Source organism: Hallerella sp. (genome assembly GCF_022776125.1).
GTDB classification, from domain to species: domain Bacteria; phylum Fibrobacterota; class Fibrobacteria; order Fibrobacterales; family Fibrobacteraceae; genus Hallerella; species Hallerella succinigenes.
On record NZ_JALFIA010000082.1, the window covers coordinates 18041 to 38307 of the forward strand.

A 20267-nucleotide genomic window follows, 5' to 3' on the forward strand; every position below is an offset into this window, starting at 1 on the left:
AAAGTTTCAATTCAGAATTCATGGTTCTGGCTTACCTTGAGCCTTTGAGGGGAACACGCAACGGAAACCAAGCGTATTCGCCCAATAACGCGGATCTTCATCGTCTTGATCCGTCAGATCCAATTCATCTTCGGTTTTGCTCTTCCAGGAACCGCCCTTGAACACGCGGGAGTCCCCAAAGAAGGAACCTGTCGGGTCCTCATCTTCCACGTAAAAAGAGAACCACGAATAGGAATCTCGCGTCCATTCCGCCATGTTGCCAGAGACATCGTAAAGGTCCCAGGCATTGGGCTTGGCCGAAGCGACGCGCTGCGGACCGTCTGCACGGAAAACAGCATACTGGAACGCCTGATCGCCTGTTCTTAAGCGCCAAAGCGAGCCTTCATTCTTTCCCGTACGAGCTGCAAATTCCCACTGCGCTTCTGTCGGAAGATCTCCGCCAATCGCTTTGCAGAATTCACGAGCCTTGTTCCAATTTACATTGTGAACCGGCATCAGACTATCGGTGAACGTGAATTTCGTCGTCGAATCCTTCATTACATCACGATATTCTGCAATTGTGACTTCTGTCTTGCGAATTCCGAACGGAGACATGTGCACAATGCGGTTCTTGAAGCGGAAAGTGCCCGAGTCGATTTCGGCAACGGCACGGCTGAGTTCTTCGATCGAAGGCTTAGCCACAGGCGCCTTTTCCTCTTTTTGCACCGTATCCGCGACCACTATCGGAGCCTTTTCTTCCTTTTTCGGATTCAGCCATTCCTGAACTTCCGGTTCTATAAGAAGATTCGCCGGCAAAATGAACTTTCCATCGCCCGCGTAAAGCGTGTTACGGAAGCGGACGTGAAGGCGCACAAAGCGGTACTGGTGACGGCTCTTAACACGGTAACCGTCATACTTCCAAACAGGCTTGTTTTCAAGCGTTAACACAAAGCGCATGGCATCCGGATTTTGAGATTCTGCTATCCACACGGAATCCTCAAGAGTCGAATCCAAGAGACCGACCCATTCCACCTGCGTGCGCTTCAAAGAATCGTTAAAGCAAATACGAATGCCCGAATCGGTCTTCGCAATCGATTCCGGGATCACTTCAAGCTGAATCGTATCCTTCTGCTGTTCCTCTAAGCGAGCGCGCAGAACTTGATTCATGGTGGTGATTTTTGCAAGGCGTTCCGAGAGCCACATCGCGCGAGCGCGGGTACGGGTCGCTTCAAAAGTCGCTGCATAGGCAACATACTGCGTATGCATAGAATCCATTCCTTTCGGAGGATTCTTTTTCTTCGGATAGACCGAATCAAAGGCTGCAGTTCCACTGCGATCGATATTCGCTGCGGTCAGATCTTCAATGAACCGGTCATAGAGAGCTTCCGTTTCTTCAAGAGAATGCGTTGCTATAACCTGCTCTTTTGTCACTTCCGTCTGAATTTCATACTGCAACGTATCCAGAGGGATAACGACCGATTTCAGCTTCGCACGCTTTCCATTCGTTACGTGCACGCCGGCAGTATACGGATACGCATTGGGGACAAATACAGTGGCAAAGAAAAGACCCGTATCGACAGGAGCAAACGTCATCGGAGCCCGGTAAACATCCGCACCGATTCGGATCATCGTACTATCGGGCAAGGAATCCACTTCGACAATTCCTGTAAGCGATGTCGGCGTCAGCTTTTGCCACTTACCGTTCTGGATAAAATAAAGCGTTTTGACACGGGAAGAATACAGATATTTCTTGTCGAAGTAAACCTGGGATTCGTCCTGGAACGGTCTCATGTGCGGCGTCGCATAAAAACGCATATGGACCGCTTCCAGAGCCGTCAAATGATTTGCCTGCAGATTAAATGCGTTTAAATCCTTGTAACAATCCGATTTGATAACACCCGAGAACCAACCGTACTGATTACCCTTAAGCTTGGATCGCAAATAGAGCGTTGCCGATTCCAACGGGAACTTCAGATGAATCGCTTCCAGGTGGGAAGCCTTGTCCCTATCGATGCATACGTTTTCACCATTGAGAATCTTAGCGTTATCCTTGAACTGTTCATCGGAAACGGAATACCGAAAATCTCTCGTCCCCCCTGCGATTGCAAATATCGACAAAAAAGGGATTACCATCCACGCTTTAAATTGCATAAGTCCTCCTGCCGGATTCTTTCAATTTAAGTTAAAAACGGCAGAATGTAATAGATTTCGTCTATTTTTTGGCAGAAGGAGCCCCCATATAGGTCACAAAACCGCCCGCATCACCGCCAGAAGGCCCAAGTTCCACGATATAATCGGAAAGACGAATCACATCCGGATGATGTTCGATTAAAATAATGGTATTTCCCTGCGCCGAAAGACGCCTTAAAAGATTCCACAGAATCTGTACATCCTTCAAATGCAAACCGGTTGTCGGTTCGTCGAGAAGGTACAAAACGCCCTTGCGGCCCGTTCCACGGGAAAGTTCCGCAGCAAGCTTCATCCGTTGCGCTTCTCCGCCCGAAAGCGTCGTCGCCGACTGCCCAAGGCGCAGGTATCCAAGTCCCACGTCCAAAAGGACCTGAAGTTTTTTTACAATCTTCGGAATGTCCTTAAAAAATTCACAGGCTTCATCAATGCGCATATTCAAAACGTCTGCAATGTTCTTGCCTTTGAATTCCACCGCCAAGGTTTCCTGATTGTAACGCTTGCCCTTACAGACATCACAGGTTTCCCACACATCCGAAAGGAAGTGCATTTCGACAGAAACCATACCACGGCCTTCGCATGCTTCGCAACGTCCACCGCCATTCGCCGAATTGTAGCTGAAACGGTTCGAGCCAAAGCCTTTCATCTTCGAAAGTTCCATCTTTGCGAAAAGATCGCGAATCGGATTCAAGACTCCGGTAAAGCTTGCAGGCGTCGAACGCGGCGTTCCCGAAATCGGACTCTGGTCCACGGCGAGAACTTCCTTGACCGTATCCGGGAAGATCGCCTTTAAGCGAGCCTTTTTACGCCTTTCACCACGGCCGTACGCCGCTTCCATCAGCGGAAGAATTTCATCCATCACCAAGGAACTCTTGCCCGAACCGGAAACCCCGCAGACCGTGGAGATGCAATTTTCCGGGAAGCGGACTGAAATGTTCTTTAAATTGTGCGAAGAAAGGTTCTTGAATTCCAGATACGAAGCGTCTTTCGAAATCGGTTTGAGCGGCGGATTGTACATGGGAACGGAACCGGTCAGGTACTTGACGGTCTCGCTATGCGGGTACACCTTGAGGGAAACTTTTTTCGAAAGCTGTTTCGGAGAACCTTCCGCAACCACCTCCCCGCCATATTCGCCTGCCATCGGACCCATATCGATCAAATGGTCAGCGCCCCGGATCATTTCCAAATCGTGTTCCACCACAATCAGCGTATTTCCCAGATCGCGCAGCCTGTACAGCGAATCCAAAAGTTTTTTCGTATCGCTTTGATGCAAACCGATCGTCGGCTCATCTAGAACGTACATCACGCCTTCAAGCCCACTACCGATCTGGCTTGCAAGACGAATGCGCTGCGATTCACCACCCGACAGCGTATCGCCCGTGCGGTTCAAATTCAAATATCCAAGGCCAACGCCTTCCAAGAATTCTAGACGTCCGAGAATTTCACGGAAGAGAGGCTTTGCGACTTTTTCACGAGCCCTATCCAACCGAATCTTTTTAAACCAATTCCGCGCCTCGTGAATACTCAGTTCCGAAGCTTCGGTAATGTTCTTTTCAGCGATCGTCACCGAACGGATTTCCGGTTTCAAACGAGCACCATGGCAATCCGGGCAAACTTCACCCGACTTCAAAACGCCCATACCAGCACAACGTTCACAGGCACCCCAGTGCGTGTTAAAGCTGAACTGCTTCGGGTCAAAATTCTGCGTCAAATAATAATGGCAATGCTTGCAGCTCGGGTAAAAAGAATACGGGACGATCTTTCCATTTTCCACACGAACGCCTGCGGAACGAGAACCGTCGTGATAAGCGCGTTCCAAAGCTTCGGCAAGGCGCGGCGCATTCGCATCGGAAACCGGTATAAGATCCGCAACTGCATACACTTCCTTCACATTCTTGGGAAGTTTCTTCAGCGGAAGTTCTGCGCGCGTTCCATTCACCAGAAGACGTCGGTAACCGAGTTCCTGTAAACGATCCGAAAGACCCACGATTTTACTTTCATCCGGAGCCATCCATTCGCAGTTGGAATCCGCTATAAAGATCGGCGTGAGAATTTCCACTTTTTTGCCTATGGATTTTTCAAGCAAATTTCCGATGATCGAAGAGATCGGTGCAAACTCCAAGGGGCGTCCACATTCCGGGCAATGCGCTTCGCCCGCTCGCGCCCAAAGAATTCTAAAGTAATCGTAGATTTCCGTAAGCGTCGCCACGGTACTTCTCGGGCTCTTCGAAGCGCTTCCCTGATCGATTGCAATCGCAGGCGAAAGTCCGCGGATAAAGTCCACCGATCCGCGATCCGGACGTCCGAGGAAACGGCGCGCGTACGTGCTGAGCGTTTCCACAAAACGGCGTTGTCCTTCCGCAAAAAGCGTGTGGAAAGCAAGGCTCGATTTTCCAGAACCGGAAACACCCGAAATCACCGTCAACTGATGACGCGGAATCGTCACGCTAAAGTTTTTCAAATTGTGCTTCCGCGCGCCGACGATCTGAATATCCAAGCAGTCCGCCACTTCTTTTTTGCGAGCGATGGACTTCGCTTCTTCTGTTTTCGGTGAAAGGACTTTCGCAAGGAATTTCCCCGTCAAAGACTTCGGATTTTTCGCTACTTCTTCGGGGGAACCTGTTGCGATAATTTCACCGCCGTTCACGCCCGCATCCGGGCCAAGGTCAATAATCCAGTCCGCGCATTTGATCACGTCCATATTGTGTTCGATGATCACCATGCTGTTGCCGAGATTACGCAGGCGCTTCAAGCAATCGAGCAAGTGGCGAATGTCTTCAAAATGCAGGCCGGTCGTCGGTTCATCGAGCAGATACAGCGTTTTTCCCGTACCCGGTCGACGCAGTTCCGTCGCAATCTTAATGCGTTGTGCTTCACCGCCCGAAAGCGTTGTCGACGGCTGACCGAGCGTCAAGTAGCCGAGACCGATTTCTTTCAACAGCTTCAACGGTTCCGCAATTTTCGGAATGTCCTTGAAAAAATCGCAACCTGCATCGATCGTCATTTCAAGCACATCGGTAATCGTCTTGCCCTTAAAATGCACTTCCAAAGTCGGATCGTTAAAGCGCTTTCCGTTACAGACGTCACACGGCACTTGCACATCCGGGAGAATCTGCATCTGCACAATTTTTACGCCTGCACCTTGGCAAGCTTCGCAACGTCCTCCTGCAACGTTAAAACTGAAACGGCTCTTCGTATAACCGCGGGCTTTACTTTCGGGAAGGCTTGCAAACAGGTCGCGAATGTCATCAAAAACTCCCGTATACGTCGCCGGGTTTGAACGCGGAGTGCGACCGATCGGCGTCTGGTCAATTTCGATGACCTTGTCGATGAATTCCGTTCCGGTCAGCTTATCGAATTTACCCGGCGTTTCCGTTGCCCCGTGGAACTGCCTTGCGAGTTCCTTCTTCAAAATCGTATTGATGAGAGAGCTCTTGCCCGAACCGGAAACGCCCGTGACGACCGTCAAAATTCCATCCAACGGAATCTTCACGTTCACATGTTTCAAGTTGTTTTCCGCAGCGCCAAAAATTTCCAGACAATGCGTATCCTTCAAAACCTTTTTGCGTTCTTTCGGAATTTCTATCCGCAATTTGCCCGAAAGATATTTACCCGTCAGCGACTTCGGATTCTTTTGCAGATCTTCAACCGTACCAGCGGCTACGACCGTACCGCCTTTCACACCGGCATCCGGGCCAATATCCACCACGTAATCCGCATAACGCATCGTCTCTTCGTCATGCTCCACCACGATCAGGCTATTGCCCTGCGAACGCAAACGCTCTAGAATTCCGAGGAGCATTTCATTATCGCGCGCATGCAAACCGATACTCGGTTCATCGAGCACATACAGCACACCCTGCAAACCGGCGCCCACCGCACTCGCCAAGCGAATGCGTTGCGCTTCACCGCCCGAAAGGGTCCTTGCGCCTCGCGCAAGCGTTAAATAGCCAAGTCCCACGTTCACCAAAAAATTCAGGCGATTGCGGATTTCCTTAAAGAGTTCGTGGCCAATATGCTCTTCCTTGTCCGAAAGCTTTAAGTTGCGGAAAAAATCTTCGAGCTTGTCCACGGGCATGTGACACATCTGATCGATCGTCATATCGCGGAATGTAACCGCATTCGCCACCGGGGAAACGCGCGTTCCATGGCAAACCGGGCAGTTGCTCTCATACATAAACTTGCGGAAATGCACAATGTGCCACTGGTTCCACAAATCCTGCATCAGCGGAATAATGCCATCTGTTCCCGCCTTCGGGGAGCCGTAAAAAATCGCATTCTTCGCACTGTCCGGAAGATCTTGCCACGGCGTTTCGAGCGAAAAGCCTTCGGCACGCGCCACACGAGAAAAATCCGACCAGCCAAAATCCGTAAAGATGACCTTTCCATCGGACTTCTGGCATTTGAGAGCGCCACCGCGAATCGAAAGGCTTGGATCCGGAACAATCAACTCTGGAGCAAAAACATAATCGCGTCCAAGCCCTTTACAATGCGGGCATTGGCCCTGAGGATCGTTGAACGAAAACAGTCTCGGTTCGAGCTCCGGAATTGAAACGCCGCAATCCGTGCAAGCGAGCTCCGTCCCCTGAATCCGGTATTCCCCATCGTCAAAGAGAAAAGCGACAAGCTTCCCATCGGTCAAATGTAAAGCGCCTTCCAAAGCCTCACGGATGCGAGAAACATTCTTGTCCTCGATCGAAACTCGGTCTATGACCGCTTCAATCGTATGCTTTTCATAGCGAACCAGCAGAGGAACTTCATTTGTGCGCAAAATTTGGCCATCGACACGCACACGGGCAAAGCCTTTTTCGGCAAGATCCGCCAGTTCCTTGCGATACTCGCCCTTGCGCTCCTGCACAATCGGAGCTAAAACCGTCAAGCCGCGGCCCTGATTTTCCACATAGAGATTATCGACAATCTGATCGATCGTCTGAGCCTGGATTACCTTTCCGCATTGAGGGCAGTGCGGCACACCGAGGCGCGCAAACAGCAAACGGAAAAAATCGAGGATTTCCACTGTCGTTCCAACCGTCGAGCGCGGATTTCGATTCACCGTCTTTTGGTCAATCGAAATCGTCGGAGAAATGCCCGTTACCGACTGTACATCAGGACGCTTCATCACCCCAATGAACTGGCGTGCATACGCCGAAAGCGAATCTACATAGCGCCTTTGACCTTCTTCAAAAATCGTATCAAAGGCAAGGCTCGATTTACCGGAGCCCGAGACTCCCGTCACCACCACAATAGAATCGCGAGGGATATCTAAACTGACATGCTTTAAGTTATGTTCGCAAGCATCACGAACGACAATGGATCGCGTCATGTTTAAAATATAGTGAACGTATGTTCACTTTTCAACTATTTTTATCTGCAAAAAAAAGAGTCCTGATTCAGGGACTCTTTTTCAACTGTTTAGCGTAAAAGCTTATTCTTCCCAGCCGTTTTCCGATTCCACGGCACCATCGCCAGCAACCGCAGCTTCGTCTTCCTGCGGAGCCGAATCTGCGGTTTCGGCCTTCGGCCGCACCTTTTCCGCATCTACAGCCGGAGCGGTCTTCACAGCAGCCTTTCCAGCTTCTGCGGCAGAAACAGCCTTGGTCTTCGGCGGTTCGGAAAGCGGGAACTTGCCGATGTAATTGTGAATGATTCGAGGCGTCACGAAAATCACGAGGTCATTCTTCGTCACCGTTTTCTTCGTGTACTTGAAGAGATTGCCGAGTACCGGAATGTCCATGAGGAACGGAATACCGGATTCTGTTTCCTGATGTTCATTACGGGTAAGACCGCCGATTACGACCGTTTCACCGTCTGCCACGACCACCTTCGTTTCCGCTTCCTGCTTGCTGATCACCACCTGACCCATTTCGTCATAGCGATAAGAGTCGTTCTGCGGATGCAAATCGAGCATAATGCGGTTGTCTCCAGAAACGTGCGGCGTCACCGTGAGCTTAATACCGGTTTGCACCATCTTAGTCGAGGATTCACCGTCATCGTCAATCACGCGGATCGAAATTTCGTCACCCATGTAGATGTTTGCTTCCACGTTATCCATCGTGGTGATCTGGGGAGTGGCGAGCACTTCGGTCGAAGCGTCGGAAAGGATGTTTGCGATAGCGACCTGGACGTTGTTATCCAAAACGCTTGCAGAAATCGCTGTCGTTGCATTGGCAACGCCCGGAGAAACACCGTTGTTCGGGAAAGACTGCATTGCAACACTCGTACGAGAAGCTCCCGCAGCGCTTCCACTCGGCGTACCAGCCGCACCCGGACTCAAAGAAGTCGTACCCATCTTAGCGGACCAGTCCACACCGAGTTCACGGGCGAGGTCGCTAGACACAACCACGAGCTTTGCCGTAATCATGATCTGCAGGGTTTCGACATCCAATTCTTCCAAAGCATTTTCCATTTGGGAAATGCTCTTTTCGGTATCGTAGACGATGATCGAGTTCGTGCGTTCCACGGTCGTAATCTTACCGCGGTTCGTCTTCATCGATTCGAGAACCTTCACAAGTTCTTCCGCCTTCGCATGTTCCACCTGGAAGTTCTTACGAACGAGCGGCGCATTGTTTTCTTCTGCAGCCTGCTTGTCGGCGAGCTTCTTCTGCTTTTCCTGATAAGCGGAGGAACGCTGGACGTAGATGTAATTGTCTTCGATGGTCCACGTCAAATCATACGTGTCGCAGATCAACTTGAGCACATCCTGCCAAGACTTCTTCGTCACCTGAAGATTGGTAATCTTGCCCGAGACATCGGGAGCAAGCACTATGTCGACGCCCGCAGTCGCGGATATCGAGTGGAACGCCGTACCAAAGTTCATATCCACGAACTTGAAATCGTACAGTTTATTATTTGGGGCGGATTCCTGTGCAATCGCAGAAGCGAAGCAGAGCGCAATCAGCGCAATCAGTGAAAATTGAACGATCTTTTTCATTTCGCGTCTCTCCCATATTTATCGGGCAAACTCATGGAATATCTACGACTTACCCCAAATTCTTGTAACAAGAACAGCACGTCGGTCTGGGTAATCTTCAAGACCTTGCCGTTCAAAATGCGGTCGCCTTCCTTCACAGCATAAGACACAGAAGGATTCTTCGTTTCCGCAAGGATTGCAATCGGAACTTCGGATTCCCAAATGATACCGACAAGTTCCACCTGATCAATATTGATTCCTTCTTCCATCAGACCCTTGATTTCGATGAACGGGTCACGACGACCGAAGGAACTATACGAAATCCGTTCTTCGATCGGACGATCGAAATGGACCGCGTTGGAATCCAAGGTTCCACCCTTTTCCAAAGCGATTTGTTTCAAACGTTCCGACTGCACAGCCGAAAGTTCATCCGGGAACGAAACCGCTCGGCGGTTCACATAACCGATCTTGGAGCCCAAACGAACCTTGTGATACAGACCATCCAGTTCGATATCTTCCAAGCGAACGCCAAATTCCAAAGTTTCCAATTCCTGAGCGTTTTCCGAAGGCTTTGTAAGGAACGGAGTCGCTTCTGCCACTACGATCAAATTACGAGCGACCGGACGCAGACCGAACGACTGGGAAACCGTCACGAGTTTCTTCTTGTCCTGATCCATATTCTTCGAGAAGTCTGCGAAGGATTCCGTCACGGCAGACGGGTTCGTCCACTTGCGCACATACACGCCAGCCGGCTTTGCCATATAGCAAACAAATCCCGGAGTCTTCGCCATATGGGAAATTTGAAGGATCAACGAACCCTTGTAAACGAGAATCAACGGTTGCACGTTCTTCTGTAGCTGAATGCGAAGACCCGAAGACATCCACGTCACCGACTTCACAATGTTACTCGTCGAAACATTGAACATCGGAGTTTTCTTCGGACCCGGAACATTCACATGGATAATCGAAGACTTTTCACGGTTCTGCACCATCGAAAGTTCGATATCGGAATCCGTATCAATGCGGAACTGTTCAATTCCATGGCTCTGGATGCCCGTCATTTCCTGAATGCCTTCGATCAAAGCGGAAACAACCTTCTTTTTAGACTGTTCCTTTTCTTCACGAATACTGTCGAGGCGAGCCTGCTTTGCAGCGGCGATACTGTCTGCCTTCGCTTTCTTGGCTACGGCAATGCTGTCGGACTTTGCCTTCTTTTCGGCTTCCGCTTTCAACTTGGCGGTCTTCAAGCTGTCGGACTTCGCTTTCTTGGCTGCGGCGATGCTGTCGGACTTTGCCTTCTTTTCGGCTTCCGCTTTCAACTTGGCGGCCTTCAAGCTGTCGGACTTCGCTTTCTTGGCTGCGGCAATGCTGTCGGACTTTGCCTTCTTTTCGGCTTCCGCTTTCAACTTGGCGGCCTTCAAGCTGTCTGCCTTCGCTTTCTTGGCTGCAACGGATTTAACTTCAGAAACCTTGGCGTTTTCCGCAACAGCCTTCTTCAAAGACCAAGAAGCACTCTTTGTCTTCGGAAACGAAATCACAAAGTATTTGCCCTTGGAAAGGCTCACCGGATTCTTGTCATTATGAATATCCGGTCCCACATCAAATTCAAAGTTCAACAGAGGAACTTTGAAAGAAGCATCCGTAAAAATGCGAACGCTGCGGAGACCCTTGGACTTTGCATCCACAACATAAGAAGCGTCTCCCGAAACGAGCTTCGTATCGGAGAATCCAATCGTCAACTGATGCTTTCCTGCATCATACTTTTGGAAAAAGTTCGGTAAATTCTTTGCCGATGCAAACTGGAACTTCAAGGAGCAATCCTTGGAGCCGCAAGAATAGTCCACATTCTTGATTTCAGCGCTAAACGCCCATGCGGACAAAAGCGAGAGAAGGAGCAACAATTTTCTCATCATTGGGCAACCTTCTTGGATGTATACGTGGTCAAATTAAACGAAACAGAGATCGTAATCGGAGTCCATCCATGAGATTCCGCCTTTTCGATTTCCTGCTTGATTCCCGAGTAACGGGAAATCTTCAAATCGGCAATCGCTGTCGGATAGTTGAAGTTTGCAATTTCCGCAAACAGATAGCCGAGCATGTGATAACCCGCATTCACAGCTACTGAATAACGATGTTCAAAGAAGTATTCCCTTTCGGTACGAGGACCCGGGCTGAACTTCTGAATCTGGACGCCAGCACTGCGAAGAACCGCGTAAAGGTCCTGCAAACGCATCGGAACCTTTTCTTCTTCCGGGAACATTTCCTTCAAACGTTCGAATTCATTTTCCGCAGCGACGAGTTCCGCTTCGAGCTTTGCAATTCGACCCTTCTGGACATTGATCTTCGAAAGTTCCGATTCCGCATTGCGGAGCTCGCTTTCCAAGCGCTGTTCTTCGAGGGTGAACGGTTCCCACATATACGTATAAACGAAGTAGGCTCCTGCGAGAATCAACAGTGAGATGGCAAGCGCGTATATGGTCTTTTTGTCTTTCAGGTTAAGTGCTTGCATTATTTCGAACCTCCTTCCAAGCCGAGGTCCGGTTTAATGCCGGCCTTGATGACAAAGCTATAAGCTTCTTCGCCATCGATCTTGGTCGTCGAAATGTCCGTGAGCGTCACCGATTTGAAGCTCGCCTGTTTTTCAAGCTTCACCATGTATTCCGCCACTTCCGAAAAATCGTAAGTTACACCGCGGAGTTCCATGTCTAACGGAGAAACCTGGTTCAACGACACAAGCCACATATTCGGCGGCATCATCGACGAAATATTTTCGAACAAAATAACCCAACGTTTTTTGCTGACCTGAATGGACTTCAAACCAGTATTCTTTTGGGCAATCACCTTGAGCTTTGCATCCAAAGCAGTGATTTTATCCAAAATCGGACGCTGTCTTTCCACTTCTTCCCGCGTGGAATCCAAGCGGTTCTGAAGAGTTTCTGTGGTTTCAGAGATATAAGATTGCACCATGAAGACCGCGACCAACGCCACGAGCAAAGCAATCGTCGGCCACACAACACGTCGGTCAACGATCCACGTCAGGTCAAGCTTGGTCTGCCGGTCTTCGGCAGGCAACAAGTTGATTTCTACGCAAAGCGATTTCTTTTTTCCCTTGGCAGCCATTTAGAACTTCCTTAAAGCAAGTCCCAGTGCGGGAGTATAAACGTTCGACAGTGCCATGGGCATTCCTTCGTCACCGACAACACCCGGATCACAAGGAATTCTTGCGAACGGATTCAAGCCTTCGCATTCAATTGAAAGCTTGTCCTTCAAGTATTCGCAGAGATTCGGCAGGTTTGCTCCGCCGCCGCAAACCATGAGACGGACAGGCTTTTCACCAGATTCGCTCGTCGAGTAGTAGCGCAGACCGAATTCTACAGAGCTCACCACTTCTTCGTAAGCGAGCTGCAGAACGGACTCCACTTCCGAGACCGAGCGATCCTTGACCATGGTCAGGTCATTCTTTTCAAACATTTCATGGCAGGTACCTTCGTCGATGCCCAGGTGACGAGTCAAAGTCGAAATGACCGATTCCACCGATCCTATGGTCATGGTTCGAACCGAGTGGAACTGACCTTCGCGGAGGAACGTCATCGTGGACTTCTTTTCTCCGATATCGAGAAGGGCGACTGTCTCCTGAAGCCTGTCTTCCGGAACCGTTGCCACATAAGCATTGGCAATGCCAAAAACATCTACATCGATGGCTGTCAATTTATAACTGGCAAGCGAAAAGAGTTTCGAATAATCCCCTAAAATTTTGTTCTTGGCAGCCACGACCAGGGACTTCACTTCGCCCTTTCCGTCGCGTTCAATTACCTGATAATCCAGCATGATGTCTTGGTCATCAAACGGAGGTTTTGCCTGTGCGGTCTGCACCACGATGGCGTCTTCGTTTCCGTTCTTCGGAACCTTTGCCACGCTTTTATCCGCAAGAACACCCGCAGACCAACCGATCGAAGTCACCAAGTCATCCTTCGTGAAATCCGGAAAGTTACGGGTCATCAAGCGGACGACCGCTTCACGAAGTTTTGCTTCATCTTGAATTTCGTTATCGACGAAAGCACCTTCAGGGGTCGGTTCCATGTCCACAGCCATGATACTGCGAGAATTACCTCGTCCGTGATGCACACGAACGACCTTAATACGGTAATGACCGATGTCAACGCCAATGGTCTGGCGCTCACCTCGGATTTTAGCGATAAGATCCAAAGCCAAAATACAACCTCTACCCAAAGAATTTCGGGATTAATTTAATTCTACTTTTCCTAAAGCTCGATGTCAATAGTCTTTTGCCTAACTGCTTGAAAAAGCAACGACTTAGGCGTTTTCTCCACCCTCACTAAGATACCTTTTGTGCACGTCTTTCTTGGAATATATACTGTAAGACGCGCTCCTGAGTTTCACTGAAATCGCCGATAAAAGAGGCGCTGTGATCTATTCCACCCGCCTTCTCGTTGATTTGCCCCTGGTGCAACTGTCTCAAGATACGGATTTGCAGATTTTCTTCTCCAAATCCCGGCAGATTAAAACGGATGTACACCAAGGAATTTTCAGGGACCTGTTCCGGCAGAGTTAAAAGAATACCGCCGGCGGAAAGATCCACCAAATAACCATCCATCTGTTTTTCGCCAAAAGCCAAATGGACCGGAAAACGCACCGCAAGACGCAACCAACGACGGAGCTGCTCTTTATGCAACTTTGTCGAATGCTGCAAAAGAAGCGTATTCTGGCTAACGCCAGCCACGCTGACCTTCGCCGAATATACGGCTTCCCCTGGGATATTCAAACGGACCTGCACCTTTTCACCGACTAGCGATTCTGCAAAGAAAACGTCTTTCTTCAAAACGCCCCAGTAGACCTCGTTCATAAAATTAATCTTGGTATGGACCGTTTGTTCCACGCCCTTGCCTTTGGGCAAAAGAAGCGTCGCCTCTTTTCCAAGCGCAAATTGACGGGTAGAGATGCAAGAATACTGGGCAGCCTTGTCCAGATGGCCAAGCTTTTTGCGGAGCGTTGAGATCAGATGCCTGTCCGCGGGAGAGATTTTTTCAGCGCCGCCGTTTAATTTGTATACAAAATTCACCGCTTCTTCAAACAGGAGCGGAGAATTCAGTATCGAATCCTTGTTCGAAAAAGAAGACTGTCGAACCAAGCGTTCAAGCATATCCTGCTCTTTTTCGCTCAAGTTCAACGGTTTGATCTTCTCTTCAAATTTTTCGGTGGCAAACATTCTGCCGACTTCTCGACGATGATTATTTCGACTGATTTCCATCAAAACGATGAGAATTAAAATCATCGTTGCGACAAGCAAAATCCAGCCGAGCATTTCGATCGAGAATTCCAAACATTACCCCCAGATTCCAGCGACGTAGGAGCCAAGGATTTTGCCAGAGAGCGTTTGACCCAGGAACGGAGAATTTTCCACGCCACCTGCAAAAGTCTTGGAAGTGACGTCGGTAACGCCATTCGGATCAAAAACGACGAGCGAAGCCTTTTTACCCGGAGCAAGGCTTACCACGTCCGCACCGGCAATTTCTGCTGGCTTTGAAGAAAGAACTTCAACAGCACGCTTTTCACCAAGACGTTCCGTTAATCTATTCCAAAGTGCCGGAAGTGCAATTTCGAGAGAAATCGCGCCGGGGACAGCGTCTTCAAAATTCACTTCCTTGTCTTCGCGGTGTACCGGGAAGTGGTTGATGCTCACCGCCTGGATCGTGCCGTCTGCAAGCCCCTGCCAAAGCGCATCACGATCATCGGACGAGCGTACTGGCGGATGCAGGTTCAAACTGGTGTTCAAGGTTGCCACTTCTTCATCGCAGAAGAGCAGATGATGAATATCCACGTCGCAAGTCACATCGACGCCCATTTCACGGGCACGGCGAATCAAATTGAGTGCCGATTTGGAAGTCACCTGCTTGATGTGCATCGGCACACCGAGCCAGCGGGACATTTCAAGAAGCGAGAAGAGCGGAAGCGTTTCCGCCTGTTCCGGAACACCCTTCATGCCAATCATGTCGGAGAAGTTTCCTTCGTTCACATAACCACCGTGAGCGAGAGAATAGTCATACGGCAAGAAGAAGAAACGTTTCTTCGTCATTGCACCATATTCAAGGCAAAGGCGTAAAAAACGCATCGAACCGAAAGCCTTGTTGCCGTCGCCGAAACCGGCAACGCCACCGTCGGCAAGTTCGCACATTTCAGCTAGAGCCTTCGCTTCATAATCCTGGTTGATTGCGCCAAGAACGCGGATGTCATAACCCTGATAACCGAGAGCCGCCTTTTCTGCGACCAAGCGCTGAATACCATCAACCGGGTTTGCGGTACTTTCATAAAGACCACCATAAAAGCCACCACGGTGCATGGCGCGAAAACCGTCACGATACGTATAAATGTCGTCACGCTTCGGTTCCTGGAAATCGATTCCCAAGGCAAAGAGTGCCGGAATGGCAAGAGCGCCATTTACGTCCACGACCGGAGTTCCTTCCGGTGCAGAATCGCGAAAGACACCGTCCACAATCGAAATCGTCGTCGCCGCTTCAAAGTTTCCGTTCACAAAAGGACGGACATTTTTCAAAATCACATTATCCATTTGCACGACCTCCCGAAAGGAGATAAAGAGCCGACATACGAACAGCCACGCCATTCGTCACCTGAGCGAGAATTACAGAATGTTCACCATCCGCGACGTCCGAATCGAGTTCCACACCGCGGTTGATAGGCCCCGGATGCATAATTAAAGCGGAATCCTTGGCCTTGTCCAAAACTTCTTCAGTCACACCAAAGTAATTGCGGTATTCGCGAAGACTCGGAAGCAAGGAATCTTCCATGCGTTCCTTCTGAAGACGGAGCGCGATTACCGCATCTGCACCAGCAACAGCCTTCTTCACATCGGTTTCCCAAGAGACGTTCGGGAAGTCCGCACGGTAACGCGGAAGCAGCGTACTCGGTCCACAGAGCGTAACCGAAGCTCCGAGAGTCGTCATACCCCAGGAGTCGGAACGGGCTACGCGGCTGTGGCGAATGTCGCCGACAATCGCAATCTTTTTACCCTTCAAATTTCCAAGTTTCTGTTCAATGGTGAACATGTCCAGAAGAGCCTGCGTTGGATGTTCGTGAGCGCCATCGCCCGCATTCAAAACGATTGCATTCGAATGATCCGCGATGAACTGGGGAACACCTGTCCCCTTGTGACGGACCACGACAACATCGATCTTCATCGATTCAATATTGCGAAGCGTGTCGAGAAGAGTTTCGCCCTTCTTCACACTTGAACTGGAACTGGAGAAGTTTACAATGTCTGCAGAGAGACGCTTTTCTGCGAGTTCAAAGCTTGTGCGGGTACGCGTGCTGTTCTCGAAGAACAGGTTTACAATCGTGAGACCGCGGAGGGAAGGGACCTTTTTAACCGGACGTTCCAAGAGCTGACGGAATTCAACCGCCGTATCCAGAATCGTGCGGATGTCGCTTTCGCTAACGCCCTGAAGGCCTACGAGATGACGGATGGACAGAGAAGATGTCATACATTCTCCACTTGAACAAGATAAACGGCTGTTTCCGGATCGACCGGTTCAATCAGCACCCGAACTTCTTCATTTGCCAAAGTCTTGACCGAAAGGCCCGTGGCATCTGCCGCAATCGGCAGTTCCCGATGGCCGCGGTCCACCAAGACACAAAAACGAATCGCCGCCGGACGTCCCATATCAAGAATCGCTTGGATGGCTGCACGGGCAGAACGTCCCGTGTAAAGGACGTCATCGACAAGAATGACCGTTTTCCCTTCGACGGACGCAGGCATTTCCGTAATGCGCATTTCTGTAGTCGCGAGAGGCTTGCGGTAATGGAAGTCATCGCGGTAGAATGTCGCATCGAGGCTTCCACATGGGATTTCGACGTGATAGCGGTTCGACAAACGTTCTGCAAGCTTACGAGCAAGCGGAATTCCACGGCTCGCCATGCCGAGAACAAGGACATTTTCTGGAGAAGAAATCAGCTCCGACACAGCCGACGCCATGTTGTCCAAGGCGGTTTCCATCGCCTTTGCGTCGAGAAGCTGACGGATCCTTTTGCAATTATCCTTCACTACAGGCTCCTTTTTCAAGATTTTTCCAATAGGAAAATGTAGTTTTTATGTCAAAACATAACCAACTTGGAGATTCCATTTATGTTCAATCAGCTTGACCTCCCAAAAAGCGGAGAAACAATCGCCATCATCAAGACGAACCACGGTGAAATGCGCGCACGCCTCTTCCCGGAAATCGTTGGCGAATGCGCTACGAATTTCATCGAACTTGCCCAGCAGGGCAAATACGACGGCGCTCCGTTCCACCGCATCATCAAGGGTTTCATGATTCAAGGCGGTGACTTTACCCGCCGGAACGGCACGGGTGGCCATGCAGCACAGGGTCCAAATTCGACCATCGGCGACAAGTACGACGAACGCCTCACCCACTTGCGCGGTGCTCTCAGCTGGGCAAAGACCATGATGCCTCATTCCATCGGAAGCCAGTTCTTCATCGTTCACCCGGCAGAAGGAACGCACTTCCTCGACCATCCGGCTAAAGGCGGTCCGGCAGAAGGCTACTCCGTTTTCGGCCAGCTCTTTGACGGTTTTGATGTTCTGGACGATATCGCCAGCGTTCGCACCGACGGTCAGGACTATCCGTACGAAGACGTCCTTATCGAATCGGTAACGATTGAAACGGTCGCCTAATACTTTTTCATCAAAGTTGAGTGCCATTTGAGAAGCGCCGAAAAAAAATGTTCTGCGCCCCTTGACAGGGAGAATTTTTTTTTCTCAATTTGGTGCACTCAAACGGGGTTATAGCTCAGTTGGTAGAGCACAACGCTGGCAGCGTTGGGGTCAGGAGTTCGAATCTCCTTAGCTCCATAACAGAAAAGGATCCGCATCAAGCGGGTCCTTTTCTGTTTTATGAACATTCAGATGATGAGAACTCCTGGGCGCTGGATTTCGATGAACGAAATTCTATAATAACCAAAAAATCCCGCATTTCTGCGGGATTTCTTCTGACATAGCATGTAAGGGACTCGAACCCTTGTTACCGGCGTGAGAGGCCAGCGTCCTAGACCACTAGACGAACATGCCAAAATTCAGGACAAATAGTAGAAATATTATTCGCGGTAGTAAAGGTCAAGATTGCTTTCCACGTTAGCAGCCTTTTCCAGGTTCTGCACGTATTCATTGAAAAGCATCGCATAACCGAAGCGCCAGGTATTGGCCAAGTCTTCCGTAAGAGCGGTCTTTGCAGCGGTGGTATCCGGAACAGAACGGTTCAGGATTTTCACCATAGCGGCACCGTCATTCGTCACGACCGGTTCACCCCATTCGCCAACCTTCTGCTGGGAAAGAATGCGGAAGAGAGTCGGGTTCGAATAGCCGATGCCCGGAACAAAGCCGTCGAAAGAAGCGGTAGCCTTTTCGATTGTCACCTTTTCCACGCTCGTATCAGCCTTGGCAGAACCCGTAGCGGAATCCGTCACAAGTTCCACAGCCTTCACCTTTTCAGCAACGGAATTCAGGTAGTGAGCAGCGGCGTCCTTCGATTCCTGAAGGAGAAGGTTGCGCTTAATTTGTTCGTAATACGGACCGATATTGCGCTTGCCTGCTTCGAGAGTTTCGATACGGTTCACAACAATCACGAAGTCGTTGTTCTTGAGAGCGCCAGAGACCTTGCCTTCTGCGAGGTCCGGACGTTCCTTGTTCACGAATGCGAAAGCGGAAAGACCGCCGACAAAACCCACTTCCTGGATTTCATCGTCACGACCGAGCCAAGCGGTTTCACGAACCGGAACCTTACGAGCGGCAGCGGCATCGATGAAGGAGGAATCACTTTCTTCCACAGCGGACTTGATGCCTGCGAGGATCTTTTCCAAGCTGTCGATGGTTTCCGGAGAAGCGGTCACGGAGAAGAGAATGTGAGCGGCCTTCACCTTTTCAGTCCCGGTCGAATCCTTCATCTTGCCGAGGCTCTGAATGATGTGGTAACCAAACTTGGTGCGGACCGGTTCGGAGATAGCGCCGGAATCGAGAGCGAAAGCAACGTCTTCGAATTCCTTGACCCAAGTGCCACGAGCCGTGTAATCGCCGAGGAGACCGCCATTTGCAGCCGTACCGACGTCTTCACTTGCAACCTTGGCCATTTCTTCAAAGCTGGAAGTGGAGTTCGAATCCTTCACCTGGTAGTAAACGGTCATCGCATACTTGCGGATTTCTTCTTCATCCTTTGCAGTCGGTTGAATCGGAAGGTATGCATAAGCGAGACGAACCTGATCCTTCGTCACGAAGAAGCTGTCCTGATGAGCGTCGAAGTAAGCGTTCACCTTGAGACTATCTACGGAAGCCGAATCGACCTGGAAATCATTTGCCGACGTAAAGGCGACTTCGACATCCTGGGAGACGAGGCGGTTGTTCACGTTCCACTGGGATTCGAGGCTCGTCGGGTGAGCGTTCGCGGTCACGAAAATCTGCAACTGGTGCAGAGGAATCGTCATTGTCTTGAGTTCCTGTTCGTAGTTCTGCATGTTGAGCCATTCGTATGCGGCCGGAGTTTCGAGCCAAGCATCAAATGCAGCCTTGTCGAAAGCGGTGTCGAGAAGGAACTTCGGAAGGGTCTGGATGAACGTCTGAACATTCTGAGCGGCTTCCTGTTCGCTAGCGGAGTTCGCCTGGATTGCGTAAACGCGCTGCTGGGCTTCTTCACCGACGAGACGGCGAACGACATCTGGATTGTTCTTGAGTTCAGCCTTCATTTCTGCGACAGATGCATAAAGCGCATTTTCATCGAACTGAGCCTTGAGGAGTTCCTGCTGGACGAAGGACTGGAAAATGTTGTTGCGGAGCTGGGCGCGCTGTTCGTCGCTCAGGTTCTGCCCCCGGTAGTTGGTCTCGGTGATGCGGTTCACACGGTTGTTGAATTCCGCATACGGAATTTCCACACCGTCCACACGGCCGATCGGATACTGGTGAGACTGTTCCGGCGTACGGTCCATCGCAAGGAGACCGAGCGCAATGCCTACTGCAAAAATGGCAATGACCCATTTCGCGTTTTCGTTAATCCATGTCAGCATAGAGTAAACTCCATTTATTTTCCGCCAAATGTAATAAAAAAATCCACTCTAACGGAGCAAGCCCTTTTATATAGCCGTATTTTAGGATTTTTTCTATTATGGGAAACGC

The 20267-nt window shown here is 50.1% G+C and carries 13 protein-coding genes and 2 tRNA genes; 2 read left to right on the forward strand and 13 right to left on the reverse strand.

From position 1 onward, the window contains the following. Nucleotides 1-18 precede the first annotated feature (18 nt). From MR847_RS09855 to pyrR, 11 genes are all read right to left on the reverse strand, one after another. Nucleotides 19-2130, reverse strand: coding sequence for a formylglycine-generating enzyme family protein (locus tag MR847_RS09855; RefSeq protein ID WP_287723652.1), 2112 nt, complete (start codon nucleotides 2128-2130; stop codon nucleotides 19-21). A 61-nt stretch (nucleotides 2131-2191) separates the two neighbouring features. Then, nucleotides 2192-7489 (reverse strand): excinuclease ABC subunit UvrA, encoded by a 5298-nt coding sequence (gene uvrA / locus MR847_RS09860; protein WP_287723653.1) that lies wholly within the window; start codon nucleotides 7487-7489, stop codon nucleotides 2192-2194. Between the two features lie 102 nt (nucleotides 7490-7591). After that, entirely contained in the window at nucleotides 7592-9097 is a 1506-nt protein-coding gene (locus MR847_RS09865) for a secretin GspD/PilQ domain-containing protein (protein ID WP_106518980.1), read from the reverse strand. Beyond that, nucleotides 9094-10989, reverse strand: a complete 1896-nt coding sequence (locus MR847_RS09870; protein ID WP_287723654.1) for a hypothetical protein — start codon at nucleotides 10987-10989, stop codon at nucleotides 9094-9096. Before MR847_RS09870 ends, MR847_RS09865 begins: the two co-directional genes overlap by 4 nt. Beyond that, a complete protein-coding gene (locus tag MR847_RS09875) occupies nucleotides 10986-11585 on the reverse strand; it encodes a type IV pilus inner membrane component PilO (protein WP_100424614.1) in 600 nt (199 codons plus the stop codon). Before MR847_RS09875 ends, MR847_RS09870 begins: the two co-directional genes overlap by 4 nt. Then, nucleotides 11585-12196, reverse strand: a complete 612-nt coding sequence (locus MR847_RS09880; RefSeq protein ID WP_100424615.1) for a PilN domain-containing protein — start codon at nucleotides 12194-12196, stop codon at nucleotides 11585-11587. Before MR847_RS09880 ends, MR847_RS09875 begins: the two co-directional genes overlap by 1 nt. Beyond that, a complete protein-coding gene (gene pilM / locus MR847_RS09885; RefSeq protein WP_157797835.1) occupies nucleotides 12197-13288 on the reverse strand; it encodes a pilus assembly protein PilM in 1092 nt (363 codons plus the stop codon). It abuts the gene before it with no gap. Nucleotides 13289-13412: 124 nt separating this feature from the next. After that, entirely contained in the window at nucleotides 13413-14417 is a 1005-nt protein-coding gene (locus MR847_RS09890; protein ID WP_100424617.1) for a PilZ domain-containing protein, read from the reverse strand. 3 nt (nucleotides 14418-14420) lie between these two features. Beyond that, nucleotides 14421-15662, reverse strand: coding sequence for a dihydroorotase (locus MR847_RS09895; protein ID WP_241899409.1), 1242 nt, complete (start codon nucleotides 15660-15662; stop codon nucleotides 14421-14423). Further along, nucleotides 15655-16593 (reverse strand): aspartate carbamoyltransferase catalytic subunit, encoded by a 939-nt coding sequence (locus MR847_RS09900; RefSeq protein WP_287723655.1) that lies wholly within the window; start codon nucleotides 16591-16593, stop codon nucleotides 15655-15657. Before MR847_RS09900 ends, MR847_RS09895 begins: the two co-directional genes overlap by 8 nt. After that, the gene (gene pyrR, locus MR847_RS09905) at nucleotides 16590-17153 is read right to left on the reverse strand and encodes a bifunctional pyr operon transcriptional regulator/uracil phosphoribosyltransferase PyrR (protein WP_106518984.1); all 564 of its coding nucleotides are present in this window, start codon (nucleotides 17151-17153) and stop codon (nucleotides 16590-16592) included. Before pyrR ends, MR847_RS09900 begins: the two co-directional genes overlap by 4 nt. Nucleotides 17154-17234: 81 nt before the next feature. Between pyrR and MR847_RS09910 the strand changes: the two genes are divergently transcribed. Both MR847_RS09910 and MR847_RS09915 read left to right on the forward strand, forming a co-directional pair. Further along, on the forward strand, nucleotides 17235-17783 hold the full coding sequence (locus MR847_RS09910; protein ID WP_100424621.1) for a peptidylprolyl isomerase: 549 nt from the start codon (nucleotides 17235-17237) through the stop codon (nucleotides 17781-17783). Between the two features lie 104 nt (nucleotides 17784-17887). Continuing rightward, nucleotides 17888-17960, forward strand: a tRNA-Ala gene (locus MR847_RS09915). A 143-nt stretch (nucleotides 17961-18103) separates the two neighbouring features. Here MR847_RS09915 and MR847_RS09920 read toward each other — a convergent pair. After that, a tRNA-Glu gene (locus tag MR847_RS09920) sits at nucleotides 18104-18176 on the reverse strand. A 26-nt stretch (nucleotides 18177-18202) separates the two neighbouring features. After that, nucleotides 18203-20158: a peptidylprolyl isomerase gene (locus MR847_RS09925; protein WP_287723656.1), complete on the reverse strand. Its 1956-nt coding sequence runs from the start codon at nucleotides 20156-20158 to the stop codon at nucleotides 18203-18205. Nucleotides 20159-20267 lie beyond the last annotated feature (109 nt).

Excerpts from the sequence above, each read along its gene's own strand:
- MR847_RS09900 (WP_287723655.1), bottom strand. The coding sequence starts at position 16,593 with ATGACATCTTCTCTGTCCATCCGTCATCTCGTAGGCCTTCAGGGCGTT.
- uvrA (WP_287723653.1), bottom strand. The coding sequence starts at position 7,489 with ATGACGCGATCCATTGTCGTTCGTGATGCTTGCGAACATAACTTAAAG.
- MR847_RS09910 (WP_100424621.1), top strand. The coding sequence starts at position 17,235 with ATGTTCAATCAGCTTGACCTCCCAAAAAGCGGAGAAACAATCGCCATC.
- MR847_RS09895 (WP_241899409.1), bottom strand. The coding sequence starts at position 15,662 with ATGGATAATGTGATTTTGAAAAATGTCCGTCCTTTTGTGAACGGAAAC.
- MR847_RS09870 (WP_287723654.1), bottom strand. The coding sequence starts at position 10,989 with ATGATGAGAAAATTGTTGCTCCTTCTCTCGCTTTTGTCCGCATGGGCG.
- MR847_RS09880 (WP_100424615.1), bottom strand. The coding sequence starts at position 12,196 with ATGGCTGCCAAGGGAAAAAAGAAATCGCTTTGCGTAGAAATCAACTTG.
- MR847_RS09865 (WP_106518980.1), bottom strand. The coding sequence starts at position 9,097 with ATGAAAAAGATCGTTCAATTTTCACTGATTGCGCTGATTGCGCTCTGC.
- MR847_RS09925 (WP_287723656.1), bottom strand. The coding sequence starts at position 20,158 with ATGCTGACATGGATTAACGAAAACGCGAAATGGGTCATTGCCATTTTT.
- MR847_RS09875 (WP_100424614.1), bottom strand. The coding sequence starts at position 11,585 with ATGCAAGCACTTAACCTGAAAGACAAAAAGACCATATACGCGCTTGCC.
- MR847_RS09855 (WP_287723652.1), bottom strand. The coding sequence starts at position 2,130 with ATGCAATTTAAAGCGTGGATGGTAATCCCTTTTTTGTCGATATTTGCA.